Genomic DNA, 22,368 nt, shown 5'->3' with positions numbered 1-22,368 from the left:
CTGGCATCACAACACTATTCGAGCTACTGGCGAAACCCATAGCCAGTCCTATGGCTTCCCCGGACACCGACGTCTCCGACTTGGTCGACTCGCTCTCCCTCGACGAGAAGTGCTCGCTCGTGCGCGGGGCGGCCGACCCCGAGGGGACGGCGACGGGCTACGTGCCCGGCGTCCCCCGACTCGACATCCCCGAGTTCAGGCTCGCCGACGGGCCGCTCGGGATTCGCATCCCCGGCCGCTCGTCGACCGCCTTTCCGGCTTCCATCGCCGTGGCGTCGACGTTCGACCCCGAACTCGCGCGGCGACAGGGCGTCGCGATGGCCCGCGAGGCCAAAGCCAGCGGCCAGCACGCGGTTCTCGGCCCCGGGCTGAACCTCATTCGCGTCCCCAACTGCGGGCGTAACTTCGAGTATTACGCCGAGGACCCGGTCGTGACGGCCGACTTCGCCGCCGCGGTCGTGGAGGGAATCCAGTCCGAGGACGTCCTCGCCACGCCGAAGCACTACGTCGCCAACAACCAGGAGACGAAGCGACTCGTCGTCAGCGCCGAAGTCGGCGAGCGGGCGCTCCGAGAGCTCTACCTCCCCGGGTTCGAGGCGGCCGTCGAGGCGGGCGCGGGGTCGGTCATGACCGCGTACAACCGCGTCAACGGGACCCACATGAGCGACCACCGGCGACTCGTCACCGAGGTGCTGAAAGACGAGTGGGGCTTCGACGGCTACGTCGTCTCCGACTGGTTCGGCACCGAAAGCGCCGTCGGCGCGGCCACCGCCGGCCTCGACCTCGAAATGCCGGGTATCTCGCTCGAAGCGCTCCACGAGGCGTTCGGGCTCGACCCCGACGCCGAGATGCTTGAGGAGGGCGACGACGAGAGCATCCCGGCCGGCGAGACGACGACGCCCAGGTTCGCGACCGAACTGAAATCCGCGGTCGAGTCCGGCGCGGTCCCGGCCGACCGCCTCGACGACATGGTCGCGCGAATCCTCGGACAGATGGCCCGAATCGGCCTCCTCGACGGCGACTGGGGCGACGGCGGCGCGCTCGACACGCCCGACCACCGCGACCTCGCCGAGACGCTCGCCGCCCGCGGCACCGTCCTCCTGAAGAACGACGACGGGTCGCTCCCGCTCTCTGACGACGCCGACGTCGCGCTCGTCGGCCCCGGCGTCGCGGAGGCGATGCTCGGCGGCGGCGGCTCCTCCGAAGTCACTCCCGCCCGCGAGGTCTCGGCGCTCGAAGGAATCCGCGCCCGAACCGACGGCTCGGTCGCGTTCGAACCCGGCGTCGAACGCGTCGTCACGCCCTCGTTCTTCGACGACGGACCCGCGGACGGCGACGACCACGCCGACGACTTCCCCGGCGGGAAGACGCCCGACATCGACGCGGCGGCCGACTGCGCCCGCGAGGCCGACGTCGCGGTCGTCGTCGTCAGGGACGCGACCACGGAGGGCGCGGACCGCGAGACGCTCCGGCTCCCCGGCGAGCAGGACGAACTCGTCGCCGCCGTCGCCGACGCCGCCGCCCGAACCGTCGTCGTCGTCCAGTCCGGCGGCCCGGTCGAACTGCCGTGGCGCGACTCGGTCGATGCTATCGTCGAGTCGTGGTACCCCGGACAGGCCGACGGCGACGCGCTCGCGTCGGTCCTCTACGGCGACGCCGACCCCTCGGGTCGCCTCCCGGTCACGTTCGCACCCGAGGACTCGTACCCCACGGCCGCCGAGGAGCGATTCCCGGGTGTCGGCGAGGAGGCGCAGTACGACGAGGGCGTCTTCGTCGGCTACCGGCACTTCGACGCCGCCGACGCGGACGACGAGCCGACCTACCCCTTCGGACACGGCCTCTCGTATGCGACCTTCGAGTACGGCGACGCGGAGGTGCGCGGCGACGACGCGGTTGCAGTCGAGGTGACGAACGCGTCCGACCGCGACGGGAGAGAAGTCGTGCAGGCGTACGTCCGCCCGCCGGCCGTCGCGGGCGTCGAGCGCCCGATGCGAGAACTCGCCGGCTACGCGGCCGTCGAAGTCGCCGCCGGCGAGACCGAGACGGTCGAACTCTCGCTGTCCGAACACGCGTTCCGCAGATACGACGACTCCGAGGGGTGGACCGTCGACGCGGGTGAGTACGTCGTCGAGGTCGGTCGCTCGTCCCGCGACGTTCGGGCCGAGACGACGGTGTCGCGGTAGGCTGTCTCCTGTTGGGCCGCGCAAGGCCGTCGCTCCCAGCTATTGGTTCCCTTCGACGCCGCCTGCGCGTTTTCACACGTAGGGTACACGTTCATTAACCGCCACCGCGAGTCTCGATTGCTATGTTCTCACGTGACATTGGCACACAGACGGTCGCGCCCCGGTCACCGGCGCTCGTTCTCCTCGGAGGTCGCTGACGATGGCCACTCGGACAGACCCGTACAGACAGCTACGGTTCATCCTCGAAATCGGAGGACTCGTGACCGCCGGCTTCAGCCGCTGTGACCTCCCATCTGCGACCTCGGCGGTCGTCGAGTACCGCGAGGGGGCGGATCCGCCGACGCCGCGGAAACTCCCCGGACTGAACGAGTACGGGCCGCTCGTGCTCGAAGTCGGCGTGACCGACCGCTCGCTCGAACTGTCCGAGTGGCGGACGCTCGTCGAACAGGGCCGGATGGACGAGGCACGGCGGGACGCCGCGGTCGTGTTGCTGGACGCGACGGGCAACCCCGCCGCTCGCTGGGTCTTCCGCGAGGCGTGGCCCTCGAAGTACGACGCGCCCCGATTGGACGCGATGGCCTCCGAAGTCGCCGTCGAGCGCCTCGTCGTCGTCCACGAGGGCTTCGCCCGCGTCGCGGTCGAAACCGGTGACGACGAGGACGACGAGAGTGAGAACGATACCGAGGACACCGAGAGCGACGGCGGTTCCACCCCGTCGCTCCCGGACCTCGACTTCCCGGTCGGCGAGGGACTGCCGCAGGGCATCGACGAACCGCGACTGAAGGTGAGTCGCGCCGGCGACGAGGAGTCGGACGAGACGTGACCGCGGCCGACTCTCGCCCCTACGGCGCACATCGGTTTCGGGTTCGATGCGACGCGCTCCCGAAACTGGGGTTCTCCGAGGTTCGCGGGCTCTCGGTGGCGGTCGAGTCCGCGAACGGAGACGAGTCGCGGTCCGAACCGCCGCCGTCCGAGACCGACCGCCGCGACCGCTACGGCCGCCGCACGCGGAAGCGGCCGGGTCCGCGACCGCGCCCACCTTCGCCGTCCCGCCGAGAAATCAGTTCGCCGCCGCTCGAACTCCGCCGAGGCGTCACCGACGACCGGTCGCTGTGGGCGTGGTTCCGTGCGTGGGCCGACGGCGAGACCACCCCGCAGGACGTTCGAATCTGCCTGCTCGACGCGACCGGCGAGCCGGTCCGCGGGTGGGTCTGTCGGGCGGCGACGCCGGTCAGGTGGACCGGGCCGCACCTCGTCGCCGACGCGGCCGCCGTGGCGACGGAGTCACTCGAACTGACGCACGAAGGAATCGACGCCGTCACCGACCTCGACGAGTGCGCCGACTGAACCGGCTGGCTCGTGGATGTGTCGCCTCACGGGGTGGCGTCACTCGGCTCTCCACGCGTCTCCTCGTCGTCGGACTCCAGCATCGCCTCGTGCTTGCCGCGGTAGTACAGCCACCCGAAGACGAGCAACGTCACGGGAAAGAACACGAGTGCGACGAGCGCCGCCGGCGGAAACAGGACGAACAGCGCGAACGTCTGCCACGAAACGAGCGTGTCGCGTGCCATAGCTAAAAATCATGTCCGGTTGTCATGTGCTTTCGGGCGCACCTGCGGTCGTAGACAGGTCGGGTCTCGGTCAGTTCTATCGATCGGTGTCGGCCGAAACGAGCGCGGTATTTTCACCACCTTGGCTGTGTTGAAATCCTCAAAATCTGATGGGTGTCGCGTGTTGAATAGAGGGTTATGCAGCAGAGCGCTTCTGCTATTCGACACCTGACTGAGGGCCATCAACGGATACGGCAGGCGGCCCAGAGCCGACGAAACTGATGGCGATAACCCAGTCCTCAGTAGTCGGGTTCACCACTCGCCTGATCGTGTGCGGAGGGACGTATACGAAGTCACCCGCGTCGAGTTCGACCGATTCCTGACCAGCCGGTCCGTACTCCAGAACGGCGTGGCCGGCCACGACGTACCCGTAGACGTGGCGGTCACCGTTGTGATGCCATCCGGTTGTGATTCCGCCGGCGACCCGCGACTGAACCACGATGGTGTCCTCGGTTTCGAATATCTCCTGTCGTGAAACGTCGGTGGTGTCGCCTGACTCTCCCAAACGGGCTCGTGTAACGACTGTAACTGCTTCCATGCCAGTACCCCGTCTACCTACGACTGGCAACGAGATAATCGCTCTCTCGAGGGCATCACCAGTAGATTCGCGCGCTGTACTCAGCACGGCCTCAGCAATTCACCAGCGGTCAAGGGTTTCGACAGAGTCACCACCTTTTATTTGGTTTGACGCGAAGTAGGGGGAAGTGACTGATATCTCAGATTCTCTTCGGCTCCTTTTCGAGACTTCGGTCGAGCGAGACGGCGACCGTTACGTGGTGTCGATTCCCAGCGAACTCGTCGAGAGCGGGTCGATTTCGACGGAGGAACTGTACCGCGTCGCGCTGTTGACCAGTCCGGGCACGGCGTCGACGACCGAGGCGTCGGCCGAACCGACGGCAGCGAAGACGACCGACGGTCGCGGCGTCAGTTCGGACGGCGAGCGGGAACCGGAGGCCTCGGCGTCGGATTCCCACGAGGCGCGTTCACAGCCGCGACAACCGCCCGTCGCGGAGGGCGACGTCCGAGCCGTCATCATCGACACGCTCGGCGACCAGGGCGACGGCATCGCGAAGGTCGAACGCGGCTTCGTCATCATCGTCCCCGGCACGGAGCCCGGCGACCGCGTCGAGGTCGAAGTCACCGACGTGAAACAGACCGTCGCGTTCGCGGAACCGGTGGACGGCGCGGGCGCTAACTGACTCGTCGAGACCGCCCGCCGCGTTCGACGTCGGTGTTGGTATATTCCAACCGAGGCCCCATTAGGTTCGGAACCGTAGCCGTCGCTACCACCATATGTCCGAACGAACGTTCCGTCACGCCTCTTCTCCACGTGACGATACGCGAACCGAATCCCGCCGAGTCGGTCGTTCGGCGTCCGAGCCGAGCGGCGACGCCGACGTTTCGGCCGCCCCCGACGTGCAGGCGCGGGCGGCGCGCACGGACCGATGGCGTCCGACCGTCCGACAGGGAATCGCGCTGTGGGCGCTCATCGCGGTCGGCTGGGCGGTCGTTCCCGCCGACCATCCGCTACAGATTGCCGTCGCCGTCAGCGGCGTGTACGCCTCGCTCCTCCTGCCGACGGCGCTCTACTTCGACTACCGAGAGCGACGCCCCGAGTCGAGCGCCGGCCGAGCCGTCTCCGAGACTGCGAGCGAACTCGCCGACCGCGTTCGCAGCGTCCGCCCGGGACGCGGCGGTGCGACTCGCTCGTCGTGTTCCTGCAACCGCTGACGCGTGTGAGAGCGTCACCGCGTCGCTCGCGGTCGAACCGAACGGTCCGAACGGACCGCGGACCGAACGGACTGAATGGACTGGACAGTCCGAACGCACTCGGTGAAAACGAACCGGACCGAAGAGAAAAACTGCGTTTTGCGCCCGGAACTTCGCGTTAGGCGGTCGTGCCGACGGCTCTCTCGCCCGACTTCTGCGTCGCTTCGAGGAGTTCGCGGTAGCGGTTCCTGATGGTCACTTCGCTGATGTCGGTCACCTCGCTCACCTCGGACTGCGTCAGTTCCTCGTCGGCGAGGAGCGCGCCGGCGTAGATGGCCGCCGCCGCGAGGCCGACCGGGCTCTTGCCGCTGTGGATGCCCTGCCGCTTCGCGTTGTCGAGAAGCGACCGAGCGCGGCGCTCCACGTCGTCGCTCACGTCGAGTTCGGAGACGAACCGCGGGAGGTACTGCGCGGGGTCGGCCGGCTTCATGTCGAGTCCCAGCTCGCGGGAGACGTAGCGGTACGTCCGGGTGAGTTCCATCTTGTCGACGCGTGAGACGCGCCGCACCTCGTCGAGCGAGCGCGGAACGCCGGCCTGCCGGGCCGCGGCGTAGATCGCGGCCGTGGCGACGCCCTCGATGGAGCGACCCGGGAGCAGGTCGTCGTTGAGCGCGCGGCGGTAGATGACCGAGGCGGTCTCGCGGACGGTGTCCGGAAGCCCGAGCGCCGAGCCCATCCGCTCGACCTCGCCGAGCGCCTGCTTGAGATTACGCTCCTTTGAGTCGCGGGTGCGGAACCGCTCGTTCCACGTGCGGAGCCGTTGCATCTTCTGGCGCTGTCCCGACGACAGGGAGTTGCCGTAGGCGTCCTTGTTCTGCCAACCGATGTTGGTCGACAGCCCCTTGTCGTGCATCATCGTCGTCGTCGGCGACCCGACGCGGGACTTCTGGTCGCGCTCCGCGGCGTCGAACGCGCGCCACTCCGGGCCGCGGTCGATTTCGTCCTCGCGGAGGATTTCGCCCGTCTCGGGGTCGACCCACTCGCCGTGTTGCTCGTCGTAGACGAGGTCGGTCCGCTCCGCGACCGCCGCGTCGGACGCCTCGGCCTCGCCTTCGTCGCGCTCGTCGCCGGACTGCCGGACCTCGGGCTCCGCCGTCGGTGCCGACTCGTCCCGCATCGAATGCCAGTCGACGTGTTTCGTGTCCATTGAGTACCTACGTGTTCCGTACAGAGGGTAATGGTCCCTCGTTTGGAATATGCCAAACACCTTCGATTCGAGGGGTGACGGCCGGAGAGCGATTCCGCCCGCTCAGCCTCGGAGCGCGTCGATAGGCCGCTCGTTCGCCGCCCGCCACGCGGGGTACGCGCCGGCGAGCAGGCTGGTCAGGATACCGAACGCGACCGCCCCGGCCAAGTACAGGAGCGCCGACTGCGTGAAGGCGAAGGGGTCACCGAGGAACAGCGCGTTCGCCACCATCGCCACGGCGACGGCGATGGCGAGACCGACCGCCGAGCCGAGCGCGCCGAGGAGCACCGCCTCGACGAGGAGAATCCGAACGATGTCGGCTTTGCCGTAGCCGACCGCCCGCAGGACGCCGATCTCTTCGCGGCGCTTGATGACGGCCATCAGCATCGTGTTCGCAATCGAGACGCCGGCGACGAGAAGCGAGATAGAGCCGAGGCCCGCGAGGAACGCGTTGATTCCGTTCACGAGCGTCTTGAGCAGGCGGACGAGCGAGGTGAGTTCGAACACCAACAGCCTGTCTTTCCGGTCGTTGAAGCGGTCGCGGAGCGCCTCGGCGACGGCTTCGGCCCTGTCGGTCGACTCCGTCATCACCTCGACACGGCTGTACTGTCGCTCTCCGGTCTCCTCGATGGGGAGGAACAGTCCGCCCCCTCCGAACGACTGACTCTCGGCCAGCACGGCGACGACGCGGTAGGTGTGTTCTGTCTCGACGGTTCCGGTCTCCGTCTCCGTCTCGGAGACGAGTTTGAGGCGCTCGCCGAGTTCGACGCCGCGGTCAGCCGCGAACTCGTGGGAGACGACGACGCTCTGTCGCCAGTTGTCGGGAATTCCGCCCCGTTCTACCTCGTGTAACTGCCGGGGGTCGTCGATGTAGGTGACCGACACCCCCTCGCGGGTGCCGTCGCTCGTTATCAGCTCCATGCTTCCCGGTTCCGTCGCTACGATTGTGGCTGCCCCGACCGTCTCGTCTATCGCTTTGACGTCTTCTCTGTCGAAGTGCGACGCTTCCATGTCGGTCCCCGGCGAGACGTAGACGCTCGTCGCGCCTTGGGCCTGAATGCTCTGCAGTTGGCTCTGCTTGAACGCCGCGCCGCCCGCGCCGATTGCGCCGATTGCGACGACGCCGATGAGTATCGAGGCCGCCGCGAGTATCGACCGGACCTTCGCCCGCGAGATGTTCCGCCGGGCGATGACGAGCCGCGGGAACCGCCCGGCGATTCGATGGCGCAGGCTCATCGTCCCTCGCCCCACGTTCGCGTCATTCTAACGCCTCCACGGGCCGCTTGTTCGCGGATTTCCACGCGGGGTACACGCCGGCGAACAGCGACGTGAGGACGCCGAACAGCGCCCCGAGACCGACGTATCGAAGCCCCGCGGCCGTGAACGCCAGCGGGTCCCCGACGAGGAACTGGTTGAGCACCATGCCGATGCCGAGCGCGAGCGGGACACCGGTTGCGGCACCGACGAGGCCGAGGATGGTCGCCTCGGCGAGAAGCAGGCTCACGACCGCCCGCTTTGGATAGCCGACCGCCCGCATGACGCCGATTTCGCGCTCGCGCTCTATCGCCGTCATCAACATGGTGTTCGCGATGGTGACCGCGGCGACGAGGAGCGAAATCGAGCCGACGCCGATGAGGAACTGGTTTATCAGTTCGAACGTCTGACTGAAGCGCTCCCGCTGTTCTTGGACCTCTGAGACGGAGATGGTCCGCCGTCGGGTGTTGAACTCCGTTTCGAGGCTCTCGGCCGCCTCGCTTATCGACCCCGTCTGCGGGTCGACCCTGACGATGACCGAACCGTACTCCGAGTCGGAGTCTTCGAGCTGGCTGAGTCGGTCGAACGGGAGGAACACGGAGCGGTCGGCCTGTAGCTGGTCGGCGAACCCCTGCGGTTCGAGCACCGCCGCGACGCGGAACGTCCGCTCGAAGCTCCCGTTTATCGTCACCGTCAGCTGGTCGCCCGTCTCCACGTCGTTGTTGTCGGCGAATCGGGAGCCGACGACGACCTGCTGTCGCCAGCTATCGGGTATCGACCCCGATTGCGCCTCGTAGAACGTCCCAAGGGAAGCCAGTCCCTTCACCTGGGCCGAGGGGGAGGTCTCTCCCGACGACGTACGGACGACGGTGTCCCAGCGCTGGATGACGGGGTGAACCGTCGCTCCCGATGTCACCTGTCGCATCCGACTGACGTCTTGGTCCGAGATGCCGCCGACGATGTCCCCGTCGTCGTTCATGTGGTAGACGGGGCTGACGGTGGCGGTCCCCCCGAATCCCTCGTACGCCTCCATCTGGTCCTGCTTGAACGCCTCGCCGCCCGCACCGATGGTTCCGATGGCGACGACGCCGATGACGATGGCGACGACGGCCAGCGTGGTCCGCGCGGTGGCGCGTGACAGATTTCGGCGAGCCAGCACGACCGTCGGGAACCGAGCGGTCACCCGGCGGAGCCAACTCACGGGGACGCACCTCGAACGAGAACGGCGCGCGGTCGGGATTCCGCGACGCTCACGCTCCGTGCCCTCCGTCAGCGGCCGTCTCACCCGTGTCCTCGATGACGCCGTCGACGAGGTTCACCACGCGGTCGGCCTCCTCGGCGACGTAGGCGTCGTGGGTGACCGTGACGATGGCCACGTCCTCCTCGGCTCGGAGTTCGTCGAACAGGGCGAGGATTTCGTCGCCGGTGTCGCGGTCGAGGTTCCCCGTCGGTTCGTCGGCCAACAAGAGCGCGGGGTCGTTGATGAGCGACCGCGCGATGGCGACGCGCTGTTTCTGCCCCCCCGACAGCTCGTCGGGGTAGTGGTCGAGCCGGTCGCCGAGACCGACTCGCTGAAGCAGCGTTTTCGCCCGCTCGCGCGTCTTCACCGGGGTCTTATCGAGCATCCGCGGCATCTCGACGTTCTCCAGCGCCGTCAGCGTCGGAATCAGGTAGAAACTCTGGAACACGAAGCCGATGGCGCGCTTCCGATTTCGGGTTCGGTCCGCGTCGGAGAACGTCGACACGTCCTGTCCCCGAAGGCTGACCGCGCCGTCGGTCGGCACGTCGAGTAAGCCAAGCAGATTGAGGAGCGTGGATTTCCCGCTCCCCGAGGGGCCGACGATGGCGACGAAGTCGGACGGCGCGATGCCGAAGTCGATACCTTTCAGCGCCCGGACGGTCTGGGTCCCCGTCTGATACTCCTTGGTCACGTCTTCGCCGCGGAGTATCACGCCGGTGGTGGCGCTTGCCGCGTCACTCGGTTGGTCCTCGCGGTCGGTCTCCGTCGGCTCCGCCCCCTCGGAGTCGGAGGTGTCCCGTGTCATCTGTCGTCAGCTCCGCCAGCGATAGACGACCGCACCCACGAGGAGGAGCGCGGCGGCACCGCCCACCGGGAGAAGCGGGAACCCGCCCGACCCCGAGTCCGGCACGGGGCGACGCATCATCTGACGGTCGACGCTGACCGACGTAGTGACCGACTTCTCAACGCCGCCGACGCTGTACCGAACCTCGACGGGAACCGAAGAGACGTTGCCCTGTGCGGGGGTTCGGAGGGTGAACGACGAGAAGTCGCTCCCGTCGATGCTCCCGATGAAGTAGTTGCTCCGGTCGACGCTCGACGAGTCCGCGACGGAGACGACGACGCCCTCGACGGCGTCAGACCCGACGTTTCCGGCGGTCGCCGAGATTTCGAGCGTGCCGCCGGCCTGCGTCGCCTGCACGTCGGTCAGGATGACCTGTCCGGGGTTCGTCGGCGAACTGAACGCGGGTCGGTACGTGCGGGTGAGTTCGTGTTGCTCGCCGCGGTTCGAGTACTGGAGCGTGACGTTCACCGGGTACGACCCGGCCTCGTCGACCCGCGCGGGGAAGGTGAACGTCGTCGAGTTCCCCGCCTCCAGTCGCGGCAGCACGCGCTCCGTGACGCTGAAGTTCACCTCCGGCGAGGACGAGACGACCCGCAGTTGCCGGATTCCCTCGGTGAGCCCGTTCGAGACGGTGACGTTGACCGACCGGGTGGCACCGGGCACCGCCTCCTCCGTCGAGAGCTCTATCTGCGGGCGGGAGACCTCCTTCACGTCGACGGTCACCGGGTACCGAACTCGGACGTGCGAGCCGTCGTTTTGTCTGCCGACCAGCACGACGCGGAGGTTTTTCGACCCGGGGTCGTCGAACGAGACGGCGACCGGGATGGTGATGCTCGACCCGATGGTTATCGTCCCCACGTCCTCGATGCGCGTGATGTCGGTGGGGCTTCCCTGTCGGCGGACGTAGACGTCGGTGACGTCGACGACGCTCGGACTGTTCTCGCCGTTCCGAATCGTCACTTCGAGGTCGGTCTGTTCGCCGGGCGTCGGTTCCGCCGGCGCGACTGTCACGTCGGAGATTCCGATGTGCGCCTCGGCCGCTTTCGCCGGCCCCGTCGCCAGCGGGACGGTGACCGCGGAGAGCACGACGACCGCGACGAAGAGCCACGAGAGAACCGAGCCGACGCCGTCGTTCGGTTCCCGCGGACTCATCTGTTTCTCCTCACGCAATAATGTTGTTTCGTTGCCATCATTGGCTAGTCGGACTGACCAGCCCCACATAAGTTCCTTGGTTTACATGTCTGTCATCAGAGTGGTCTCCCTTCGGCGGGTCGCACTCCCGCTGCTCTCGGTAGAAAACGTGATCACGCAGGCGGTCGCGCTGGCGGCGCTCCCGGTCGAACAGTCAGGTCTCGACGCCGAAGCCCTCGTCGCGGAGCGCGGCTTCGAGGCGCTCGCCGTGTTCGCCCTGTAGCTCGATGCGTCCGTCGTCGGTCACGGTCCCGCCGACCGCGAGCCGTCGCTTCAGCGTCGATGCGAGGGCGTCCAGTTCGTCCGCCGGAAGGTCGAGGCCGTCGACCACCGTCACGGGCTTGCCGTACCGTCGGGTATCGACGCGAATCGACGCGCGCTGGTCCGCGCGCGCGAGGTCGTCGCCGATTCCGAGGTCGTCCGGCAGGCCGGTGATGTCGCTGAAAGTGTCCTTTCCCACGTATTCGAGTACGCGTCCGCAGCGTATCAGGATGTGGTTGGAATATTCCAACTCTTTTGTGAGCGTGTCTCGCGGGGCGTTCGACCCGACTCGTCGGTCACGCGCTCGCTTCGAGCTTTTCGGGGTCGACGCGCTCTTCGACTTCGGTGCCGAGCGTGCCGGTGACGAACTGCCGGGCCAACCACGCCTCAGCGCGAGTCAGGCGGTACTGGAGCGTCGAGTTCGGGATGTCGAGTTCCTCAGAAATCTCTTGGACGGTGTGCTGACGCGGCGTCTCGTAGTAGCCGAACTCGACGGCGGCTTCGAGCGCGGCCTGCTGTTCCGGCGGGAGGCCGTCGGCGGAGACGCCCTCTTCGAGCCAGCACTCGGGTTCGCTGATGCGCTGGACGCTCAGCGAGAGGCCGTCGCTGAGGCTGTCTTTGACCTCCTCGTAAATCTCGCTCACCGTGTCGTCGTCGGAGATGAGCAGTCGCCACTGGTTTTGCGCGCCCCGGCGCTCGGCCTGCATCAGGAGGCCGTCGCCGATGTGCTTCGCGGCGACGTGGGGAATCGACTGAATCCCGTCGCCCTCCTCGCGACAGGAGTAGACGATGCGCCCGTTGGGCGTCTCCGAGAGCACCTCGTAGTCCCACTCGACGACCGGCGCGCCGCACATCCCGAGGACGCCGTTACACCGGGTGGCCTGCTCGATGACCTCGTCGAACGCTTCGAGCGCCTCCGTCGGACCGGTGAGACGGTCGAGTCGCCACATCGACTCGCTCGTGGCGTGTATCGCCATGGTCTTGGAGTGTAAGTCCGGGTTCTCGATGAAGAGGTCCATCACCTCGTCGGCACCCCGCTCGTACTCGACGGTGAAGACGAATTCGCGCATGGGTCTCACCTAGTCCCCCGAGGCCTATAGCCTTGGTTGGTATGTTCCAACTTCGTCGCGCGACTCGGGCTGCCAACTCGCGGGCCGTACCGCTCGCGACGCGACCCGTTCAGGACTCGTCGAACGGCGACCGGGCGTGTTCGGGCACGTTCTCCGGGCGGGCGATGAGGTTCTCCCGGCCGAGATTTATCTTCGTGACGGTTCCCTCCTCGGCCATCCGCGAGAGGACGCGGCTCACCTTCGACTTCGACCACCCGGTGCCCTCGACGACCTTCGACTGCCGGAGTTGGCCGCCGTTGCCGTCGAGGAGTCTGAGGACGCGCGTCTCGTCGTCGAGGAGCTCCTCGGCGTCGGGGTAGCCGTCGGCGGCCGACTCCGGGCGCGCCGCGCCGCCGCTCCCGCCGGTCTGGACCGCGTCCGCCGACGCCCCGTTGGCGACGGTCTCGTCGCCGCGGTCGGTCGCGCGAGAGCGGACGTCCGACAGTCGCGCCCTCGCGTCGCTCCCCCGGACTCGCACGCCGACGACGAGCAGGGCGACCGCGACGGCCGCGACCGCGAGCACGAGCAACCAGCCGTCGCCGTCGAGTTCCAGCGACCCGACGACCGACCCCGGTGCGGCGCTCGGGTCGGACCCCGCCTCGACCTCCGCGCCGTCCCCGCGCCCGTCGCCGTCGGTGTCGCCGCGGTTCGGGTCGGTTCCGATGACGTTGACTTCGCGCCCGTCGTCGAGGCCGTCGCCGTCCGTGTCCGCCTCGGTCGGGTTCGTCTCGTATCGGTTGACTTCGGGCCCGTCTTCGAGGCCGTCGCCGTCCGTGTCGGCCGCGGTGGGATTCGTCTCGTGGACGTTGACCTCCGGCCCGTCTTCGAGGCCGTCGCCGTCCGTGTCGGTGGCTGTCGGGTTGGTCTCGTAGTCGTTGACTTCCGCGCCGTCGTCGAGGCCGTCGCCGTCGGTGTCGGCGGTCGTCGGGTCCGTGCCGTGGGTCGTCACCTCCGCGCCGTCTTCCAGGCCGTCGCCGTCCGTGTCTATCTCGGTCGGGTTGCTCCCCTGTTCGTTGATTTCGACGCCGTCGCTGAGGTCGTCGCCGTCGGTGTCCGTGTTCGTCGGGTCGGTCTCGTAGCGGTTCACCTCCTCGCCGTCGGGCACGCCGTCGGTGTCGGTGTCGGCGACGAGCACGTCCGTGCCGCGGTCGAGTTCGTCCCGGTTGCCGAGGTTGTCGCCGTCGGCGTCGCCGGCGGGCGCGAGCACCGTGACGCCGTGGCTCGCCTGCGCGACCGGTTCGCCGCCGCCTCCGGGTCTGACGACGGCGGTCAGGGTCCGGTCGCCGGTCGCGTTCACCGGCCACGCGGTGAACGCGAAGTCGACGCGCTGTTCGCCGGTCGCGTTCGCCCCCGCGCTTTCGAGCGGTTCGCACCCCAACTGCATCGTCGACCCGTCGTCGAGGCCGGTCTGCAGGCAGACCTCGTAGTCGCCGCTGTCCGCCGCGACAGTCACCGAAACCGTCGAGGGTTGCCACGAGGCGACGTACGTCCGGCCGTTCTCGGTTGCGACGACGCCCGCGCCGCTGTGGTCGACCGCACGCACCTCGACGCCGTCCGCGGCGACGACCGGTGAGACGCCGCCCGCGACGACGAGTAACGCCGCGACGAGCACCCACCCGACCGGAGAGATGCGTTTGACAGCCATTGTTCGTTCTCTATTTGTCGACTCTGCTAGTGTATAATGTTTTGTTTATCTGTTCGTTAGGCATTTTTACAAATCTTTTGACTGTCAATTTGCGATGAATGTTTCAAAATCAGAAATTTTTCCCCCTCAGGCGTGGGCGAGGGGGCGTCGTCACCGCCGGTCGCCGACGCCGCGGTTCGCGGCGGCTACGTCGCGTCTCGGCGTCGTCGAACGGCCCTCGTCACCGCTCGTGACTGCTCGCCGTCGCTTCTCGCCGGGGCGCGCCGCAGAAGCGAGATAATCGCCGTACTGTGCCGTCTCTGCCGGCGCGCGGACGACCGCCAAACGTTCAGTTAATCCGACTGAAACGGTCGGAACAGTCAGTTGAAACGGTTGTTCAGGGGGAGAACGGTCGGGACGACTCTCCCCCATTATCATCCGCCGAGCGATACTGCTGACTGCGATGCGCGAAACGCTCACTCGACGGCAGTTCGGTGTCGGAGTCGCCGTAGCGACCGTCGCACTCGCCGGCTGTACGGACACGGGCGGTAGTGGTGGACCCGTGAACGGAACGAACGGCACGGACGCCGAACCAGCGGTCGGCGGCACCGAGACGACGGCGGAGTCCGGTGGTATCGAGGCGACGACCGAGGACGAGACAACGACGGAAGAAACGACGACGGAAGAAACGACCGAGGACGAGACAACGACCGAAGACGAGATGACGACCGCGGACGAGACAACGGAGATGGAAACGACCGATTCGTCGCTCGACAACTCGACGACGGCGAACGAGACGACCGAAAACGGGACCGCGACGAACGAGACGACCGAAAACGAGACGACGACCGACGACTCGGCGTGAGTCCGCGGTCGATGACCCGCTGACGCACGCGCCGCGAGCGAGGCACGGCACGCTCGACTGGTACACCCGACTGCTCGTGCCCGCGACGGCGCTCACCCCTCCAGCCCTCCACGGCACACTCGCTCCCCGTCCCCCCGCGGGACGCCCGAATCCCCCTGACGCACCCTTCACGTTCGGTCCCCCTGACGCACACCTCCCCGACGTGCCCTCCAGCACGTTCCCCCTGTGCCCTCCAGCACGCTCCCTGCGCCCTCCAGCGCACCCGACCGACGTGCAGTCACCAACTTTTCGGACCCACATCGCGTGCCGTCCCGGTGGCGCGCACTCCGCGGAACATTTACCCGCCCGTTCGCTACTCCGGGTATGGACGCAGACGACAACCACCGCGGATGGGCCGAGCGCTCCGGCGACTTCTCGCCGGAGTACTACGCCCAAATCGGCCCGAACGAGGTCAGCGAGACGCTCGCGACCGTGTTCGAGCACTACGCGGCGGAAGACGCGTCGATTCTCGAACTCGGCTGTAGCTCCGGTCGCCACCTCGCGCACCTCCACGACCGCGGCTACGAGGACATCACCGGCATCGACATCAACGACGACTCCTTCGAGGTGATGGCCGAGTACTTCCCCGAACTCGTCGACACCGGCACGTTCCTCACCGGCGCGATAGAGGACCTCCTCCCCGATTTCCCCGACGACAAGTTCGACGTTATCTACTCCGTCGAGACGCTCCAGCACGTCCACCCCGACGACACGTGGGTGTTCGAGGAAATCGCCCGCGTCTCCTCCGACCTCGTGATAACCGCCGAGAACGAGGGTAACGGGCCGACGCGCGGGCGCTCCGGATCCGAGGTGAGCTACGTCAACGACGACTTCCCGCTGTATCACCGCAACTGGAAAGACGAGTTCTCCGAACTCGGCCTCGCCCAACTCCTCTGCGAACCGGGTAAGCGCGATACGGTTCGCGTCTTCCGGGTTCTCTGACGCCGGCGCGCTCGCTTGTCGCACTCACAAATTGTTTCAACCAAGCCGGCGAACTGAGCGTGCCGACCATGTACACGATGTCCAGCGACGACTTCAGCGTTCACCTGCGCGACTGCGACGAGGCCGGTTCCGGAATTCCCATCACCAGTCTCCCGGACGAAGTCACCTCTCTGGACGACCTGCCGTGTTCCTGCTGGGACGAGTTCGACTCGTTCGACGAACTCGAGTGACGGGTGGGGCGCGAGGGCATCGTTCGGTAGCGGTTTCGGACGCCGGCGCACCGCGCGCACGGCGCGGCTCGTTCTGACGGGGGTTTTGACGGCGACAGCGCTGCCGTCCGTGACTTACTGGTCCGGCGAGAGCGCCCAGAGCGTCCCCTCGCTCGTCTGTGCGAACGCCTGCGTCCCGGCCGCGCCGAGGAGATAACCGTCCGCCGAGAGCGTCGTCTCGAACGGCTCGAAAAACGACGCGCCGCGGGACCACCGAATCCGGCCCGCGCGGGTCCCGACGACGAACGCCTCGTCGGTCGAAGCGGTCCGTTCGACCGGGCTGTCGAAGCGGACCTCGTACCGCTCCGAGCCGTCGCGAACCGCGAGTTCGTACAGCGTCCCGAAGGTGTCCGACGGCGACTCGTCGGTCCCCTCCGCGACCAGGACGGTCGACCCCCGCTCGTGGACACCGACGACCTGCGCGTCGTCCCCGAACGAAGTGCGCCACCGAAGCGCGCCGTCGTCCGCGTCGAGCATGGCGATGTCGCCGCCGCCACCGGCATAGACGCTATCGCCAGCCGGAACCGGTCCCACGTCGGCCCAGTCCCAGCGGTCCGGTCGCCACGCCCACCGGAGGCTCCCGTCTTCGGGTGCCATCGCGAAGACGCCCTCGTCGTCGCCGTAGTAGACCGCCCGCTCGTCGGCGAACAGTTGGTCCTGCGGGGCGATGGCGATGGTAAAACCGATGCCGCCGACTGCCGACTGTTCCCACCGAACCGCGCCGTCGTCGGTCGAAAGTGCGGCGAGTGTCCCGTTCGCCGTGTAGAGGGTATCGCCCGCGATGGCCATCGAAGAGCCGATGTTCCCGACGGTCTGGGACCACCGCTGGCTCCCGTCTGCGGCGTCGAACGCGTAGATTCGCCCGCGACCCGCCCCGAGTCTCTCGCCCGCGTACACCGAGCCGTCAGCGGCGAGCAGGCCAGTCGGCCGGCCGAAATCGATGTCCCACAGGCGCTCGCCGCTCTCTCGGTCGAAGGCGACGACGCGTCCCGCGTCGATGTCGTCGCTCCGGTGGCCGATGACGGCGACGACCCCGTCGGTGGCCGACGGCGGCGAGAGGACGCTCGGTTCGGGCACGGAGGCGGACCAGTCCGTCCCGTCGGGCGACCGGAACCGCCGAAGCGACGAACAGCCGGCGACCCCGCCGACGAGGGCGGTGCCGGCGGCGGCGAGAAACGCGCGACGTGACGGAGAGTCGGAGTCGGCGTCGGAATTCGCGGGAGAGTCAGCGGAAGCGTGAGAGGAAGGGGGTGAGGGCGAGGGCATACGTCGGCTTCTCGCAGGTCGCTGATAGGTATTGTGGGTGTGTCGTGGGTCGGTTGACGGGCGGCGGCGTGGCGGTGCGGCGGCGTGGCGGTTCCGGCGATACCCGCCCTACAGTCGGTCGAGGTCGAGCGGTTCCGCCGCCTCCCAGTAGCGCTCGAACAGGTCGTCGGCCCACGCGAGCACCTCCGGTTCGGTCACGTCGATAGACGCTTGGAGGATGCCGCTGTCGTCGCGGAGGAACAGGTGGACAGTCGAGTCGGCGATGGTCGCCGCCATCGGAATCGGCTCGTCGGTGATGCGGACGGCGGCCGCGTCGGCGTCGAGGAGGTCGCGGAGCTGTTCGCGCAGTTGGGAGTCGTGGGCGAGCGCGTCGATGGCGTCCGACGAGAAGACGCCCTCGAACCGCTGGTCGCCGGCGGCGGTCCGCTCCCGGACGATGTCGAGGTTCTGCTCGTTGAACGCGTAGGAGAAGATTCGCACGTCCTCGGCCTCGCTCAGGAGGGTCACGGCGCGCTTGACCGGCGCGTTCGGTCGGACCTGACTCGGCGTGGTAATCGTCGCCTCGGTCAGGTGTTCGAGGTCGAACGTGATGGCGTCGGTCGGGAGCCACTCGACGACCGGCCGGAGTTTGGCGTCGGTGTCGAGGATGTCGACGAGGTCGTCGAAGCCCCGAGAGACGAGTTCGCCCGTCACCGTCGCTCGGTACGCGCCGTCCTCGCGGACGAGCCACGACCGGTCTTCGAAGTCGCCGAGAATCCGGCCCATCGTCGGCTGTGACGCCCCGGTCCGCTCGACCAGTTCGCGTCTGGAGTGCGGCCGCTCGGCGAGGTACCTGAGCGCGTCGACCCGGTTCTGCGAGAGTGCGAGAAACTCTATTTCGTCTAGTGCCGACTCCATGTGGCGGGGGTTGTGTACGCTCCGATAAACATCTTTCGCGTCTCGAAATAATTTCACACCATGAATCATGCTCGACCGCCACGGATTTTTCTTACCGTGAATTGATTTCTGAATCAAACTATACGTGGGGGAGTCGTACGTGTATCCAAGATGCGTTCACTTCACTCTGCGTTCTGGTTATCGGTCGGAGGTGTGGTCCGGTGACGGCGACGCGCCGGCGGTTCGTCCTGTTCGTGCTGACGGCGTTCTTCTTCGGCGGGACGTTCGTCGCCGCGAAGGCGGGCCTCGACTACCTGCCGCCGCTCCTGTTCGTCGCGCTCCGGTTCGACATCGCGGCGGTGCTGCTCGTCGGCTACGTCGTCGCCACCCGGCCGCGCGCCGAACTGCTCCCGCGGTCGGTCCGCGACGTGGTCGGCATCCTCGCCACCGGCGTGTTCGTCATCGGCCTCGCCAACGCGCTCCTGTTCGTCGGACAGGAGCACGTCTCCAGCGGCGTCGGGTCGATTATCTTCAGTCTCAACCCGATTCTGACGCCCGTGTTCGCCATGGCGCTCCTCGCCGACGAACGACTCTCCACCCGGGGCGCGCTCGGGATGTTCATCGGTCTCCTCGGCGTCGGCCTCGTCGTCGGCGTCGACCCCGCGAACCTGCTCGGCGGCGAGGCGCTCTGGAAGGGCGTCGTCTTCCTCGGCGCGGTCAGCGGCGCGCTCGGGACCGTCCTCATCCGCTGGGCCGACACGTCGCTTTCGAGCACCGTCCGCACGGCGTGGGCGCTCCCCGTCAGCGCGGCGCTCACTCACGGCATGAGCGTCGCCTCCGGCGAGTCGCTCGCCGCGGCCACGTGGTCGCCGACGGCGCTCCTCGCGCTCGCCTACGTCGGCGTCTTCGCCGGTGCGGTGGCCTACCTCACCTACTTCGGCTTCCTCGACGACGTGGGCCCGATTCGCGGTAACCTCGTCTTCTACGCCGTGCCCATCGTCGCGACGCTCGGGGGGACGGTGCTCCTCGGCGAGTCGATTTCGACGCTCACCGTCGTCGGCTTCGCGACTATCTTCACCGGGTTCGCCGTCCTCGCGACGGAATCGCTCCTCTCGGAGGTCGCGCGCGTCTACGGGAAAATCGAGTCCCGCGTGGCCGGTCTCGTCGGGGCTGGTACCCCGGGACGCGACTGAGTCGCGGACGCGGCGCTCGCGGGACCAGCGCTGAGAGGGGTAGAGATGTAGGGGCGGACCCATCGGGCGGTGTCCGAGGGGGCAGGGTCGGAGTACCGTTGGCACGGGATGGGCCGCCTGTCTGTGCTGTTATGTCACCGTCCGCCGACCAGACAGCATCGAGCGGACATGTGGAAATTGCCAGCTCCCTAAGTAGTCTTTTTGGCCCGATTCTGAAAAATCAGCCGACAGCGACGGTTCCCTAGCGGCTGTTCGTGCTATCTCTCCGAGAGCGCGACCGCCCCGAGCGCCGCAATCAGACAGAAGTGTCCGACGCCAACGAGGAACAACGCGTTCGAGTCGGACGTGTCGACGACGAGGAGCGCCGCGAACGCCGCGATGCCGAGGACGAACAGGACGACACCGAGATACCGGTCGTACCGCGGGTCGTAGTCGAGTTCGGCCAGACGCAGGAGCGGTCCCGGTTCGGGCGGCTCGTCGCTCCGAGCCTCGCGGACCCATCCGCGAACTCGCAGGAGCACCATGCCCGTCGCAGCGGTCCAGACGACCCCGGCCGCGAGGTTGACCTGCGGGTCGTCAAAGGCGACGACGAGTCCCACGAGAACCGATACGGCGGCTATCCCCCCGGCGACGCCGGTTTCGCTCAGCCTCGTCATTCGAAATCGAGCCGGAGATAGCTCGTTTCGTGCCGGTGGTTGTCCGCCTCGACGACGACGCCGAGCGTCGAGCGGACCGCGAACACCGCGAGTCGCCACCGGCTGACGCCGGCGGGGAGAACGGTGGTGGGCATCGCTTTCCTATCGGTGTGCTGACCTTTTGAGTGTTGGGGCGCTCGCTCGTCCCGTCAGGCTCTCTGCAGGCGGACGACGAAGACCGCGCCGCGGGGCTCGTTGTCCTCGACCCACACGTCGCCGCCGTAGCCGCTCACGATGGTGTCAACGAGGTAGAGCCCGAGGCCGGTTCCGGGGCTTTCGAGCCCCTTCTCGCCGCGGCCGAACACCTCCTCTTTGCGCTCGTCGGGGATGCCCGGCCCGTTGTCGGCGATGCGGACGAGCGCGTCGTCGTCCCGGACCTCGACCGACACGTCGATTTCTGCCCGGTCGGCGTCGTTGTGCCGCACCGCGTTCGTGAGGAGGTTGCGGAAGACGGTCCCCAGCATGTCGTCGGCGACGACGGTCACGCCCGACGGCTCGTCGGGGAGCGAGACCGCGGCTTCGGGCGTTCCGTCGCGGACCGCGCTCGCTTCGGCCCGGAGCGGTCCGGCGAGCGTCGTCGGGCGGTTCGTCTCCTCGTCGTCGAGCATCGTCGCCATGAGGTTCCGGACGTTCTCGGTGAGTTCGGTGGCGTGCTCGCCGTTCCTGATTATCGTCTCGAGGCGTTCGCGGACCACCTCGTCGTCCACCGACTCCTCGACCAACTGGGCGTTGCCGAGGATGACGGCCATGTCGTTGCGGATGTCGTGGCGGACGATTTGGTTGAGGAGCGTGAGCTTCTCGTTCTGGGAGAGAATCGTCTGTTTCTGCCGGTGCAACTCGGTCACGTCGCGGAGGACGATGACCCACCCGATGGTCTCGTCGCCCCGTTCGAGCCGCTGGGACCGGGCGCTGAGATACACCGCCTCGCCGTCTTCTCGCGTGGTTCTGACGCTGTCGTTGCTCTCGGTCGTCAGGTCGAGGTCCGGCGAGACTCTCGTGACCGGGTCGCCGACGGCCGCGTCGAAGCGCTCTAAGAGCCTCGCGCCGCGGTCGTTGACGTGGACGATTCGCTCGTCGGCGTCGAGGACGAACACGCCGTCCGGCGACTCCTCCATCGCGGTCGTGTAGGCGATGGGCGGCAGGTCGAGAAACCGGTAGCGAAAGAGCGCGACGCCGATGGCGGCCGACGTGACCGCGGCGGAGGTCGGCACGAGGTTCACGCCGTCGCTACTGAACGGCGGGATTCCGAGCGTGGCGCAGGCCACGAAGACGAACGGGGCGACGAGGCCGACGCTCACCAACACCGCCTGCGGGATGTACGACCGGCCGAGTCGAACCGCCTCGTAGAGGATGAGCGCGACGGCCAGCGCGCAGAGCACCGCGTTGTAGAGCAACTGCAACACCACGTGACCGAGGCCGACGTCCACCCGGAGGACGACGAGGCCGTTCGTTTCGACGAGGCGCGTCGCCTCGATGGCGAGGCCGTTCGGATTCGTGAACAGGAGCGCCAGAAAGACGACCGGAATGGCCGTGAGCGCCCCGACCAGGCCGGGCGTGATTCGTCGAACCCGGTCGGTGTGGAGGAGCGTAAAGAGGAGCGCGAGCGCGCCGAGCGGCGCGACGCCGAAGTAGAGTAACCGGTAGAAAAGCAGTTTCAGCGACGGGTCGGTCTGCAGGAGTTTGAGAGCCGAAAAGCCGGTCCAGAGGACGAGTCCGACGTTCACGGCGAAGAACGCGACGAGGTCGGACGACCGACCGTGAACCCGCATGTACTGCAGACTGTACGCTCCGAGCAGGACCGCGGTAATCATCGCAAAGAGGGTCGGGAGCGCGAAGACGGTGTACTGCCAGCCCATCTCACCGCACCCGACCGCTACTCGCGTCCATCGGTGCGTGTTCTGTACCTGTTCTGGTATTTAGAAGTACCTGTTCGAGAAGCCTTCGCCGACTC

General features: G+C 67.5%; 24 protein-coding genes. 9 read left to right on the top strand and 15 right to left on the bottom strand.

Features of this window, described 5'->3' with window-relative positions:
- Positions 1-50: 50 nt before the first annotated feature.
- From AUR65_RS17265 to AUR65_RS17255, 3 genes are all read left to right on the top strand, one after another.
- Positions 51-2,183 carry a beta-glucosidase family protein gene (locus tag AUR65_RS17265; RefSeq protein ID WP_058568128.1) on the top strand — a complete coding sequence of 711 codons (2,133 nt, stop codon included), beginning with the start codon at positions 51-53 and terminating at the stop codon, positions 2,181-2,183.
- Between the two features lie 199 nt (positions 2,184-2,382).
- A complete protein-coding gene (locus AUR65_RS17260) occupies positions 2,383-3,006 on the top strand; it encodes a phage tail protein (protein WP_058568127.1) in 624 nt (207 codons plus the stop codon).
- Positions 3,003-3,530: a phage tail protein gene (locus tag AUR65_RS17255; protein WP_058568126.1), complete on the top strand. Its 528-nt coding sequence runs from the start codon at positions 3,003-3,005 to the stop codon at positions 3,528-3,530. The genes AUR65_RS17260 and AUR65_RS17255 overlap by 4 nt, the downstream gene beginning before the upstream one ends.
- A 26-nt stretch (positions 3,531-3,556) precedes the next feature.
- Here the strand turns inward: AUR65_RS17255 and AUR65_RS17250 are convergent, their stop codons facing one another.
- Both AUR65_RS17250 and AUR65_RS17245 read right to left on the bottom strand, forming a co-directional pair.
- Positions 3,557-3,754, bottom strand: coding sequence for a hypothetical protein (locus AUR65_RS17250; protein WP_058568125.1), 198 nt, complete (start codon positions 3,752-3,754; stop codon positions 3,557-3,559).
- Positions 3,755-3,950: 196 nt separating this feature from the next.
- Complete coding sequence (locus tag AUR65_RS17245) at positions 3,951-4,331, bottom strand: cupin domain-containing protein (RefSeq protein WP_058568124.1); 381 nt, start codon at positions 4,329-4,331, stop codon at positions 3,951-3,953.
- Between the two features lie 166 nt (positions 4,332-4,497).
- On the opposite strand from AUR65_RS17245, the gene AUR65_RS17240 reads away from it, so the two are divergent.
- Together AUR65_RS17240 and AUR65_RS17235 are read left to right on the top strand one after the other, a co-directional pair.
- On the top strand, positions 4,498-4,992 hold the full coding sequence (locus AUR65_RS17240) for a TRAM domain-containing protein (RefSeq protein WP_058568123.1): 495 nt from the start codon (positions 4,498-4,500) through the stop codon (positions 4,990-4,992).
- A 94-nt stretch (positions 4,993-5,086) separates the two neighbouring features.
- Positions 5,087-5,524, top strand: a complete 438-nt coding sequence (locus AUR65_RS17235) for a hypothetical protein (RefSeq protein ID WP_058568122.1) — start codon at positions 5,087-5,089, stop codon at positions 5,522-5,524.
- Positions 5,525-5,681: 157 nt separating this feature from the next.
- Here the strand turns inward: AUR65_RS17235 and AUR65_RS17230 are convergent, their stop codons facing one another.
- The 8 genes from AUR65_RS17230 to AUR65_RS17195 all read right to left on the bottom strand — a co-directional run bounded on the left by AUR65_RS17230 (position 5,682) and on the right by AUR65_RS17195 (position 14,293).
- Positions 5,682-6,710, bottom strand: coding sequence for a transcription initiation factor IIB (locus tag AUR65_RS17230; RefSeq protein WP_084816519.1), 1,029 nt, complete (start codon positions 6,708-6,710; stop codon positions 5,682-5,684).
- A 102-nt stretch (positions 6,711-6,812) separates the two neighbouring features.
- The gene (locus AUR65_RS17225; RefSeq protein ID WP_058568121.1) at positions 6,813-7,985 is read right to left on the bottom strand and encodes an ABC transporter permease; all 1,173 of its coding nucleotides are present in this window, start codon (positions 7,983-7,985) and stop codon (positions 6,813-6,815) included.
- A gap of 22 nt (positions 7,986-8,007) precedes the next feature.
- The gene (locus AUR65_RS17220; protein ID WP_058568120.1) at positions 8,008-9,204 is read right to left on the bottom strand and encodes an ABC transporter permease; all 1,197 of its coding nucleotides are present in this window, start codon (positions 9,202-9,204) and stop codon (positions 8,008-8,010) included.
- Between the two features lie 49 nt (positions 9,205-9,253).
- The gene (locus AUR65_RS17215) at positions 9,254-10,048 is read right to left on the bottom strand and encodes an ABC transporter ATP-binding protein (protein ID WP_199180633.1); all 795 of its coding nucleotides are present in this window, start codon (positions 10,046-10,048) and stop codon (positions 9,254-9,256) included.
- Positions 10,049-10,054: 6 nt separating this feature from the next.
- Positions 10,055-11,239, bottom strand: coding sequence for a COG1361 S-layer family protein (locus AUR65_RS17210; RefSeq protein ID WP_058568119.1), 1,185 nt, complete (start codon positions 11,237-11,239; stop codon positions 10,055-10,057).
- 193 nt (positions 11,240-11,432) lie between these two features.
- On the bottom strand, positions 11,433-11,738 hold the full coding sequence (locus tag AUR65_RS17205) for an SUI1 family translation initiation factor (protein WP_058568118.1): 306 nt from the start codon (positions 11,736-11,738) through the stop codon (positions 11,433-11,435).
- Positions 11,739-11,835: 97 nt separating this feature from the next.
- Positions 11,836-12,609, bottom strand: coding sequence for a helix-turn-helix domain-containing protein (locus AUR65_RS17200; protein WP_004971611.1), 774 nt, complete (start codon positions 12,607-12,609; stop codon positions 11,836-11,838).
- Positions 12,610-12,718: 109 nt separating this feature from the next.
- Positions 12,719-14,293: a helix-turn-helix transcriptional regulator gene (locus tag AUR65_RS17195; RefSeq protein ID WP_058568117.1), complete on the bottom strand. Its 1,575-nt coding sequence runs from the start codon at positions 14,291-14,293 to the stop codon at positions 12,719-12,721.
- A gap of 442 nt (positions 14,294-14,735) precedes the next feature.
- On the opposite strand from AUR65_RS17195, the gene AUR65_RS17190 reads away from it, so the two are divergent.
- The 3 genes from AUR65_RS17190 (at position 14,736) to AUR65_RS20090 (ending at position 16,348) form a co-directional block, all read left to right on the top strand.
- A complete protein-coding gene (locus AUR65_RS17190) occupies positions 14,736-15,137 on the top strand; it encodes a hypothetical protein (protein WP_058568116.1) in 402 nt (133 codons plus the stop codon).
- Between the two features lie 363 nt (positions 15,138-15,500).
- Positions 15,501-16,118, top strand: coding sequence for a class I SAM-dependent methyltransferase (locus AUR65_RS17185; protein WP_058568115.1), 618 nt, complete (start codon positions 15,501-15,503; stop codon positions 16,116-16,118).
- Between the two features lie 68 nt (positions 16,119-16,186).
- On the top strand, positions 16,187-16,348 hold the full coding sequence (locus AUR65_RS20090; protein WP_004971617.1) for a hypothetical protein: 162 nt from the start codon (positions 16,187-16,189) through the stop codon (positions 16,346-16,348).
- A gap of 114 nt (positions 16,349-16,462) precedes the next feature.
- Here AUR65_RS20090 and AUR65_RS17180 read toward each other — a convergent pair whose 3' ends face one another.
- Positions 16,463-17,464, bottom strand: a complete 1,002-nt coding sequence (locus AUR65_RS17180; protein ID WP_058568114.1) for an outer membrane protein assembly factor BamB family protein — start codon at positions 17,462-17,464, stop codon at positions 16,463-16,465.
- A 297-nt stretch (positions 17,465-17,761) separates the two neighbouring features.
- Positions 17,762-18,550, bottom strand: coding sequence for a helix-turn-helix transcriptional regulator (locus AUR65_RS17170; RefSeq protein WP_058568112.1), 789 nt, complete (start codon positions 18,548-18,550; stop codon positions 17,762-17,764).
- A 200-nt stretch (positions 18,551-18,750) separates the two neighbouring features.
- Between AUR65_RS17170 and AUR65_RS17165 the strand changes: the two genes are divergently transcribed.
- Positions 18,751-19,722 carry a DMT family transporter gene (locus tag AUR65_RS17165; RefSeq protein ID WP_058568111.1) on the top strand — a complete coding sequence of 324 codons (972 nt, stop codon included), beginning with the start codon at positions 18,751-18,753 and terminating at the stop codon, positions 19,720-19,722.
- A 257-nt stretch (positions 19,723-19,979) separates the two neighbouring features.
- Here AUR65_RS17165 and AUR65_RS17160 read toward each other — a convergent pair whose 3' ends face one another.
- Genes AUR65_RS17160 through AUR65_RS17155 form a run of 3 tightly spaced genes read right to left on the bottom strand, consistent with a single transcriptional unit; the run spans position 19,980 to position 22,273 of the window.
- Positions 19,980-20,378 carry a hypothetical protein gene (locus AUR65_RS17160; protein WP_058568110.1) on the bottom strand — a complete coding sequence of 133 codons (399 nt, stop codon included), beginning with the start codon at positions 20,376-20,378 and terminating at the stop codon, positions 19,980-19,982.
- Positions 20,375-20,512 (bottom strand): hypothetical protein, encoded by a 138-nt coding sequence (locus AUR65_RS20085; RefSeq protein ID WP_199180632.1) that lies wholly within the window; start codon positions 20,510-20,512, stop codon positions 20,375-20,377. Before AUR65_RS20085 ends, AUR65_RS17160 begins: the two co-directional genes overlap by 4 nt.
- Before the next feature lie 54 nt (positions 20,513-20,566).
- Positions 20,567-22,273, bottom strand: a complete 1,707-nt coding sequence (locus AUR65_RS17155; protein WP_058568109.1) for a histidine kinase N-terminal 7TM domain-containing protein — start codon at positions 22,271-22,273, stop codon at positions 20,567-20,569.
- Between the last annotated feature and the right edge of the window lie 95 nt (positions 22,274-22,368).

The sequence above is a fragment of the Haloferax marisrubri genome, from assembly GCF_001469875.2.
Classification (GTDB): Archaea; Halobacteriota; Halobacteria; order Halobacteriales; family Haloferacaceae; genus Haloferax; species Haloferax marisrubri.
Note: the sequence above shows the minus strand (reverse complement) of the source record. Positions and strands in the feature narration are given on the sequence as shown.